The sequence below is a fragment of the Achromobacter spanius genome (assembly GCF_039673305.1).
In the GTDB taxonomy this organism is placed as follows: domain Bacteria; phylum Pseudomonadota; class Gammaproteobacteria; order Burkholderiales; family Burkholderiaceae_B; genus Achromobacter; species Achromobacter spanius_F.
Genome location: NZ_JBDJLJ010000099.1, coordinates 1 through 9,013, shown reverse-complemented (window position 1 = coordinate 9,013; position 9,013 = coordinate 1). Strand labels below are relative to the sequence as shown.

At 66.2% G+C, this 9,013-nt stretch carries 9 protein-coding genes; all 9 read left to right on the top strand.

Annotated elements, in window-relative coordinates; genetic code table 11:
* Nucleotides 1-39 precede the first annotated feature (39 nt).
* The 9 genes from ABE485_RS30555 to ABE485_RS30515 all read left to right on the top strand — a co-directional run bounded on the left by ABE485_RS30555 (nt 40) and on the right by ABE485_RS30515 (nt 8,776).
* Nucleotides 40-1,374, top strand: a complete 1,335-nt coding sequence (locus ABE485_RS30555; protein WP_430795486.1) for a THUMP domain-containing class I SAM-dependent RNA methyltransferase — start codon at nt 40-42, stop codon at nt 1,372-1,374.
* Between the two features lie 249 nt (nt 1,375-1,623).
* A complete protein-coding gene (locus ABE485_RS30550) occupies nt 1,624-1,812 on the top strand; it encodes a hypothetical protein (RefSeq protein ID WP_008161862.1) in 189 nt (62 codons plus the stop codon).
* Between the two features lie 220 nt (nt 1,813-2,032).
* Nucleotides 2,033-2,554, top strand: coding sequence for an RDD family protein (locus tag ABE485_RS30545; RefSeq protein WP_346518999.1), 522 nt, complete (start codon nt 2,033-2,035; stop codon nt 2,552-2,554).
* 134 nt (nt 2,555-2,688) lie between these two features.
* Nucleotides 2,689-3,585: a DUF2167 domain-containing protein gene (locus ABE485_RS30540; protein ID WP_346518998.1), complete on the top strand. Its 897-nt coding sequence runs from the start codon at nt 2,689-2,691 to the stop codon at nt 3,583-3,585.
* Between the two features lie 111 nt (nt 3,586-3,696).
* Nucleotides 3,697-4,569, top strand: coding sequence for a UDP-2,3-diacylglucosamine diphosphatase (locus ABE485_RS30535; RefSeq protein ID WP_346518997.1), 873 nt, complete (start codon nt 3,697-3,699; stop codon nt 4,567-4,569).
* Between the two features lie 125 nt (nt 4,570-4,694).
* Nucleotides 4,695-6,410 carry an acyl-CoA synthetase gene (locus ABE485_RS30530; RefSeq protein ID WP_346518996.1) on the top strand — a complete coding sequence of 572 codons (1,716 nt, stop codon included), beginning with the start codon at nt 4,695-4,697 and terminating at the stop codon, nt 6,408-6,410.
* A 2-nt stretch (nt 6,411-6,412) separates the two neighbouring features.
* Nucleotides 6,413-6,934: a gamma carbonic anhydrase family protein gene (locus ABE485_RS30525; RefSeq protein ID WP_346518995.1), complete on the top strand. Its 522-nt coding sequence runs from the start codon at nt 6,413-6,415 to the stop codon at nt 6,932-6,934.
* A gap of 75 nt (nt 6,935-7,009) precedes the next feature.
* Entirely contained in the window at nt 7,010-7,939 is a 930-nt protein-coding gene (hslO, locus tag ABE485_RS30520) for an Hsp33 family molecular chaperone HslO (protein WP_346518994.1), read from the top strand.
* 93 nt (nt 7,940-8,032) lie between these two features.
* The gene (locus ABE485_RS30515) at nt 8,033-8,776 is read left to right on the top strand and encodes a TadE/TadG family type IV pilus assembly protein (protein ID WP_346518993.1); all 744 of its coding nucleotides are present in this window, start codon (nt 8,033-8,035) and stop codon (nt 8,774-8,776) included.
* The last annotated feature ends 237 nt before the right edge of the window (nt 8,777-9,013 follow it).

Below are 9,013 nucleotides of genomic sequence, written 5' to 3'. Positions count from 1 at the left end.
GCCCCGCAGCGCGCGCCGCGCCTGCGCGACGATCAATACATCGCTCCGGCGACGCCGGCGGGCCGCTTCTACGACCCCTTCGAGGATGACGGCCCCGCCCCCGAGTTCGCACCCGAACCCGAGCACTCGGAAAGGACGGAATTCGCGCAAGAACCCGATTTTCCGCGCGAGCGCGCCGCCCCGACCGTCGAAACCCGCAGCCGCCGGCCGCGCGAATCCCGCCAACCCGAAATCTTCACGGTCTTCGCCCCCTGCCCCCAAGGCCTGGAAGAGGCATTGACCGCGGAAATGCAGGCGCTGGGCTACGAAGACGCGCAAGCCCGCCGCGCTGGCTGCTCGTTCACCACCGACTGGCCGGGCGTACAGCGCGCCAACCTGTATTCGCGCCTGGCGACCCGCATCCTGGTGCAGGTCGCGCACGCCGAAATCTCGCACGAAGACGACATCCTGGACCTGGCCCGCGACACGCCCTGGGAACGCTGGTTCGGCGCCGAACAGACGCTGCGCGTCGACACGTCGGCCATCAAGAGCCCCGTACAGAGCCTGCAGTACTGCAACCTGCGCGCCAAGGACGGCATCTGCGACCGCCTGCGCGAACTCGAAGGCGAACGCCCCAGCATCGACACGGTGCGCCCGGACGCACGCGTCCACCTCTTCCTGACGGGCCATACCGCCACGCTCTACCTGGACACTTCCGGCGAATCCCTGTTCAAGCGCGGCTGGCGCCTGGACAAGGGTGAAGCGCCGCTGCGTGAAAACCTGGCGGCGGGCATGCTGGCGCTGGCGGGCTGGGATCCGGCCGCGCCGCTCCTCGATCCGTTCTGCGGTTCGGGCACGATCCTCATCGAAGCGGCCTGGATCGCGCTGGGCGTGCCTCCCGGCATTTCCCGCCCGTTCGGCTTCGAGCGCCTGCGCGACCACGACGCCTATCGCTGGCGCGACCTGAAGGAAGACGCCCGCGCGCGCATCCTGCCCCAGCTGGAGGCGCCGCTGGTGGGTTACGACCTCGATCCGCAAGCCATCGAATTCGCCCGCAACAACGCGGAACGGGCCTGGCTCACGGCCGACTCGATCCGATTCGAAGTCGGCGACGCCCGCCACGTGACGGCACCCGCCGACCACGGCTGGATCGTCACCAACCCGCCGTACGGCGAACGGATGGATACCGAGCAGGAAGCGGACCTGTGGCGCGATTGGGCAACCTGCCTGAAGCGCAACTTCGCGGGCTGGCAACTGCACGTCATCACCAGCGACCTGACGCTGCCCAACCAGATGCGCCTGAAGCCCAAGCGCCGCGTGCCGCTGCACAACGGTTCGCTCGATTGCCGCCTGTTCGGCTTCGAACTGGTGGCCGCCGGCTACCGGGACGCCTGATCCGGCCGAAGGCAATCCGGAGGCTGCCGCCTGGAGCGGCAGCCTTTGCAGCGCGTTGTAAAAGCGCCGCAACATGCCGCGCCTATCTTTGCTTATGGTGCCCCGCCGCGCGGTTTTGGGGCATTATCAGCACCAAGGTGTTGCCAGGTTGCACCAGCTTGCACCTCCCTCTTGCACAGTTTCAGGGTAAACCCTATAATTCGGGTAATCCCTAGTAGCAAACAACTGTGCAAGCCCGTGGAGGCTATTGTGATCAACCCGAACAACACCATCCGCCTGACCGACGAACTCGAGCGCCAACTGATGCTCCAGGCAATTGAAGAACAATTCCGTCCGCACCCGATGCGGGCGCTGGCTGCAGGCCTGCGTAAGCTGGCCCACGGCATCAAGGCCCTGGCCGGCAAGACGAGCGCCAAGAACGCGCACTCCGCCGCCTAAGCAAGGCCTGGACCTTCGGGTCCGACAGATTTTCCCCTTGGGGGCTGCATAGCCCCTTTTATAGACCCGCCCTTACCGGCGGGTTTTTTTTCGTACGTACGAGGGAAACTTAACTACGAGGCCGGGCAAGAATCACCGCCTTGCGCCGCAGCAAGCACGCGCAACGTCCGCGATGCGGGAGCCTCACCCCGGGGCGCCAATTTATGGATAATACGGGTCCATGAACGACGCCCCCCTCGACCAGACCCCCAATCGGCTGCGCCGGTTTGCCTGCATGATGTATGAAGCCGTGCTGCTGTTCGGCGTGGTGTTCCTGGCGGGTTATCTGATGGATACGCTGACCCAGAGCAAGAGCGCGCTCGACCTGCGCGCCGCGCGCCAGGCGTGGCTGTTCATCGCGATCGGCGCGTATTTCGTGCTGTGCTGGCGGCGGCGGGGCCAGACGCTGCCCATGAAGACCTGGAACATCCGGCTCGTCGACCGCGACGGCAACACCCCTTCCACCGGGCGCTTGATCCTGCGCTACGTCCTGGCCTGGCCGCTGGTGCTGGCGGGCGCGGCGCTGGTCTGGGCAGGAGCCGTCGCGACCGGCTGGCCGTCCATGGACATGTTCATCGTCGCCGCGCCCTTCACGATCTTCATCTGGTCATGGCTTGATCCCGACGGCCAATTCCTGCACGACCGGATCCTCGGCACTCGCCTGCGCAATGCGCCGCAGGCCAAGGGCCGCAAGGTGCGCTGAACCTTTTCTGCCGAGTCAGGCAGACACGATTAGTTTCAAGTCGCAGACGCCATCGTGACTTTGGGTGAGTGTTCAGAAAACTGACAGGAGACCCCGAAGACAATGAGGCCCCATTTATTTGAGGCCTTAACATCATGCGCGCTTTTCTTTCCCGCTTGCCGCTGGTCCTTGCCAGCGCGCTGCTATGCCTGCATGCGGGAGCGTCCGCCCAGAACGCATCCGCCCAGCAGGAAATCGAATCGGCATCCAAGGCTGCATTCGCCGCCGCCCGGCAGGGTCCGACCGACGTGACGCTGGGCGACCAGGCGACCCTGAAGCTGCCGCAGAACATGTTCTTCGTGCCCCGCCCGCAGGCCGAACGGCTGATGCAGGCTTATGGCAACGGCAAGGACCCGTCGCTGCTGGGCGTCGTGATGCCCAAGAGCGACGAGGAAGACTGGGTCGTCACGGTGAATTTCGACAAGGCGGGGTATATCAAGGACGACGACGCCAGGAACTGGAACGTCAGCGAACTGCTGGACAGCCTGCGCGAAGGCACGGAAGCCTCCAACGAGGAACGCAAAAAGCGCGGCTTTCCCGAATTGACCGTGGACGGCTGGGTGGAATCGCCCAAGTACGACAGCAATACGCAACGCCTGGTCTGGTCGGTGGCCGCCAAGCACAAGGGCGCCGGCGCCGACGAAGACCCGACCGTCAACTACAACACCTACGCGCTGGGCCGCGACGGCTACATCACGCTGGACCTGATCACCCAGAAGGACCGGGTGCCGATGGATAAATCCGCCGTGCTGGCGCTGCTGGACAACCTGCACTACGTCGACGGCAAGCGCTACGCCGATTTCGACTCATCCACCGACAAGGTCGCGGAGTACGGTCTGGCGGCGCTGGTGGCGGGCGTGGCCGCCAAGAAGCTGGGGCTGTTCGCGGTGATCGCCGCTTTCCTCGCCAAGTTCGCCAAGGTCGGCATCCTGGCCGCGGCGGCGATGGGCGGCGGGCTGTGGAAGCTGTTGCGCGGCAAAAAGGCGGAATAAGACCCCTGATATGTCCCCGTGACGGCGGCGTCGCGGACGCGCCGCCGCCTTCACAACTGCGTCACGGATTCGTCACGCTCGCGTCATCGCGAGGTGGTCTCATTCCCAAGCATGACCACTGCCCACAGGGAAGCGACCGTGACTGAAATCCAACCCGCACATTGGCGCGCCCTCTGGATTTCCGATATTCACCTGGGCACCGCCGGGTGCAAGGCGGAATTCCTGCTCGACTTCCTGGACCACAACGAGTCGGACACCCTGTACCTGGTAGGCGACATCGTAGACGGCTGGCAATTGCGCAAGCACTGGCACTGGCCCCGCGCCCACAACGACGTCATCCAGCGCATCCTGCGCAAGGCGCGCAACGGCACCCGGGTCGTGTTCATTCCCGGCAATCACGACGAATTCGCCCGCGAGTTCGCGGGTTTCGCCTTCGGCGACATCGAAGTCCTTGACGAGGACATCCATGTGACGGCCAAGGGCCTGCGGCTACTGGTGCTGCACGGCGACCAGTTCGACGGGGTGATCCAGCACAGCCGCTGGCTCGCGCACCTGGGCGACGGCCTCTATCAGCTGGCGCTGTGGATCAACCACCACTTCAACCGGCTGCGCCACCGCCTGGGGATGCATTACTGGTCGCTGTCCCAATATCTGAAGCACAAGGTCAAGAACGCCGTTTCGTTCATCACCGATTTCGAGGAAGCGCTGGCGGGCGAAGCCCGTCGCCGGGGCCTGGACGGGGTGGTCTGCGGCCACATCCACAAGGCCGAACTGCGCGACGTGGGCGGCATCCTTTACTGCAACGACGGCGACTGGGTGGAAAGCCTGACCGCCCTGGCGGAAACCCACGACGGCCAGCTCCAGTTGCTGGACTGGGCCGTGCTGCAGGCGGAACGCCAGCGCGACCCCGCCAGCCGCCCTCCCCGCTCCCTGACGCTGCCCGCCCTTCCCTCGGCGCTTCGGCGGCAAGGCAAATACCCGTGATAACCCGTATGCGTCCCCGTTACGCAACGGGGATGTTGCAGTTCACGCCCCTCTAGGTCATGCTTGCAACTGGGTAACGGGCGATCTGACCCGTTCACGCTGCAACGTGCTCACAACATAGGGCCATGAACGACCAATATCAGGCGCTCTACCAAACATTCCGCTGGCTGGTGCCCACCCAGTTCAACATCGCGGAAGCGTGCTGCCACCGCTGGGCATCCAGCAGTCCGGATGCGCGGCGCATTGCCATCTACTACGAAGATGAATCCGGCAACCGCGAGGTCTGGACCTTCGCCAGGCTGGCGGAAGCCGCCAATCAGTTGGCCAACGGCCTGGTCAAAATGGGGGTGGGCCGTGGAGACCGGGTTGGTGTGGTTTTAGGGCAACGCCCCGAGACCGTCGTCGCGCACATGGCCATCTACAGCGTGGGCGGCGTGGTGTTGCCGCTGTCGGCGCTGTTCGGCCCCGAAGCGCTGGAAAGCCGCCTGTGCGACTCCGAAACCCGGGTCGCCATCGTCGATCATGCCTCCAGCGCGAACCTGCTGGCCGTCAGCGACAACTGCCCGGCGTTGCAGCAGATCATCGGCATCGGTTTCGCGGACGAACGCGTGCTGCCCTGGCGCAGCCTGCTGGCCCGCCAGCCCAATGAATTCAAGATGGTGCAGACGCGCTCGTCGGACCCCGCCATCCTGCTCTACACGTCCGGCACCACCGGCGCCCCCAAGGGCGCCCTATTGCCGCACAGCGTGCTGATCGGCAACCTGCCGGGCTTCGTGGCCTCGCAGGACTGGTTCCCCAAGCCCGCCGACGTGTTCTGGTCGCCCGCGGATTGGGCCTGGACCGGCGGCATGATGGACGCGTTGCTGCCCACGCTGTATTTCGGCCACCCCATCGTCGGCACGCGCGGGCGCTTTTCCGTCGAACGCGCGTTCGAACTGCTGGAACGCTACCAAGTCACCAACACGTTCCTTTTCCCCACCGCGCTGAAGATGATGATGAAGGCGGTGCCCGAGCCCCGCCACCGCTATCAGCTTGCGCTGCGCTCCATCATGAGCGCGGGCGAGAGCGTGGGCGAAACCGTCTTCGAATGGTGCCAGTCTGCGCTGGGCGTCACGCCCAACGAGATGTTCGGCCAGACGGAAATGAACTACGTGGTGGGCAACAGCAACAAGCGCTGGCCCGCCAAGCCCGGCAGCATGGGCCGTCCCTACCCGGGCCACAATGTGGCCGTGCTGAATGACGCGGGCGTACCCGTGGCTGCGGGCGAGACCGGCGAGATCGCGGTCAACCGGCAGGACATCCACGGATTTCCCGACCCGGTGATGTTCCTCGGCTACTGGCGCAATGAAGCCGCCACGCAGGCCAAGTTCAAGGGCGACTGGTGCCTGACCGGCGACCTGGCCACCGTGGATGCCGACGGCTACCTCTGGTATGCGGGCCGTGCCGACGACGTGTTCAAGTCGGCCGGCTACCGGATCGGCCCCGGAGAGATCGAAAGCTGCCTGGTCGGCCACCCGGCCGTCGCCAACGCGGCGGTGGTGCCCAAGCCGGACGCCGAGCGCGGCGCCCTGGTCAAGGCCTATGTGGTGCTCACGCCGGAATTCGCGCACCGCGACCGCAACGACGTCATCGAGAACCTGCAGGAGCACGTGCGCGAGCGCCTGGCGCCCTACGAATACCCGAAGGAAATCGAGTTCGTCGATGAATTGCCCATGACCACCACCGGCAAGATCCAGCGCCGCGTCCTGCGCCTGCGCGAGGAAGAGCGCGCGCGCGCCGGCGTGGCCAATCCCGACGTTGGAGCGCCCCTTGTCGCCCCGGCGCAGCAACCGGAGACCTAGGCATGGCCATCTACCAGCTCAACGACCTCATTCCCCGCATCGATCCGCAGTCCTATGTGGCGGACAGTGCCGACATCATCGGCAATGTCACGCTGGAGGCCGGCGTCAGCATCTGGTCGCATGTGTCGATCCGGGGCGACAACGACGCCATCGTGATCCGCCAGGGCACCAATATCCAGGAATCCAGCGTCCTGCACGTGGATGCGGGCTGTCCCATGACGATCGGCCCCAACGTGACGGTGGGGCACCAGGCCATGCTGCATGGCTGCACCATCCATGAAGGCGCCCTGGTCGGCATGCAGGCCATCGTGCTGAACAATGCCGTCATCGGTCGCAACTGCCTGATCGGCGCCGGCGCCATCATTCCGGAAGACCGCGTGATTCCGGACAATTCGCTGGTTATCGGCATCGGCAAGGTCGTCCGGGAGCTTTCGGAAGAAGAAATCGTCAATATGCACAAGAACACCGCCAATTACGTGGCGCGCGGCCAACAGTACAAGACGGCCCTGAAGCGGCTGGCCTGACCCTCCCCCGCAAACGGCGCAACCCCCTGCTGGCAGCAGGGGGAATCCCCCCCTCTGATCGGCTAACATTCCTGCATGACCGATCAGCTCAAAAAATACCTCACCGAAGACCGTAGCGTCCGCGTGCAAGCGGTGCGCCTGGACGACACCTGGAAGGCCGTCCAGGCCAACCACGACTACCCGCCCGCCATCACCAACCTGCTGGGCGAACTCGTGGCCGCCTCCACCCTGCTCGCGGCCAATATCAAGTTCGACGGCTCGCTGGTGCTCCAGATCCAGGGAGACGGCCCCATCGCCCTGCTGGTGGTGGAATGCCGTTCCGACCTCAGCCTGCGCGCCACCGTCAAGGTGCGCGAAGGCCATGAAGTGCCCACCGACGGCACCATGCAGAGCCTCCTGAATCCGGGCGGAAACGGGCGCTTCATCGTGGTGCTGGATCCTCAGCGCAAGCTGCCTGGCCAGCAGCCCTACCAGGGCATCGTGCCGCTCGAAGGCGACACCGTCGCCCAGGCCCTGCAACACTACATGAAGGCTTCCGAGCAGCTCGACACTCGCCTGTGGCTGTCCGCGGATGCCGAACATACCGCCGGCATGCTCATCCAGCGCCTGCCGCACCACGGCGGCGCCGACGCGCAGATCCTGAGCGAACAGGCCGCCACCGAAACCTGGGACCGCATCACCGCGCTGGCTGGCACGCTCAAGCGCGACGAAATGCTGGCAACCGACATCGACACCCTGATCCATCGCCTGTTCTGGGAAGAGACGCTGGTGGCGTTCGACCCCCTGCCGGTAAGCTGGCACTGTCCCTGCACCCGCGAGCGCGTGGCGAACATGCTGCGCTCGCTGGGCGAGCAAGAGGTGAACAGCATCCTGGAGGAACGCGGACAGGTGGATGTGGGGTGCGACTTCTGCGGCAAGCCTTACAAGTTCGACGCCGTCGATTGCGCGGCCCTGTTCTCGCCGCACCAGCCCGCCTCCGGAGACGAGCCGCCGACTGTGCATTGAAATCGGCGCCCGGGGCAAGTCCTCGGGCACGCTTTCGTCACGCCGGATAGTCCGCATCGACGGGCGGTCATGAGCGCGCCACACTGCGCAGCCATGACCGCCCTTTTCTTTGCCTTCCGTTCCCGCGCCGCCTGCCGGCAACGGGGCGCCGCCGCCATCGAATTCGCCGTGGCGGGCGCCATCGTGCTGCTGCTGGGCCTGCTGGCCGCCGAAGCCGCCCGTTGGCACGGGGCGCGCCAGATCGCGCACCTGGCGCTGACGGAGGCGGCGCGTGCCGGGGCCACGGCCCACGGGGATCCGGCGCGCATGCGGTCGGCCTTCCTGCACGCGCTGCTGCCGCTGCACGCGGACGCCCGGGGCGAGGCCGGTGCGCAGGCCCGGCAGGAACGCGCCATGGATGAGATTGCCGCGCTGACGGGGTCGCACCCCTGGCGCATCGAGGTGCTGCTGCCCGACGAACAGTCATTTCGCCAGCACGCGCGGCCCGGCCTGAAGGTCGCGGCGGCGCCGGAGCTGCGCGCCATCGACAACGATTACCAGGACCTGCAGCACGCGCACCGGCCGCCGCTGCCTGGCGCCCAGGACATCTTCCACGCCAATACGCTGAGGCTGCGCCTGACCTACCTGCACAAACCGCTGCTGCCCCCATTGCGCACCCTCCTGGCCCTGCTGGGACGCGGCGAGGACACCTATGCCGGGCAGGCACGGTCCCGGGGCCTGCTGCCCATGTTGCTCGAACTGGAAATCGAAATGCACACCCATCCACTGGAGTGGGCACGCAGGACGCCTCATCCGGCGGGCATGGTGTATGGCGAATGCCGCCAGATTCGTTGCTAGCAGGAGTGGAAGCGGCGGCCCGCGTCAGGGCGGCCCGCGACGGGACCATCCGAGCGAACGCCGCGCGAGCGGAACCAGCCCATGCGAAGGCTGCCCGAGTCAGGGCAGCGCTTGCAAGGCTGTCCCTCGGGAATCAGTGCCGGGTGTTGGCGGAATTGGAGCCGGCGGCCGCGGCGGGCCGGGCTGGCGCGGACGCAGCAGGCCGGGCTGCCGGCGCACTGGCGCGCGTGTGGGCCG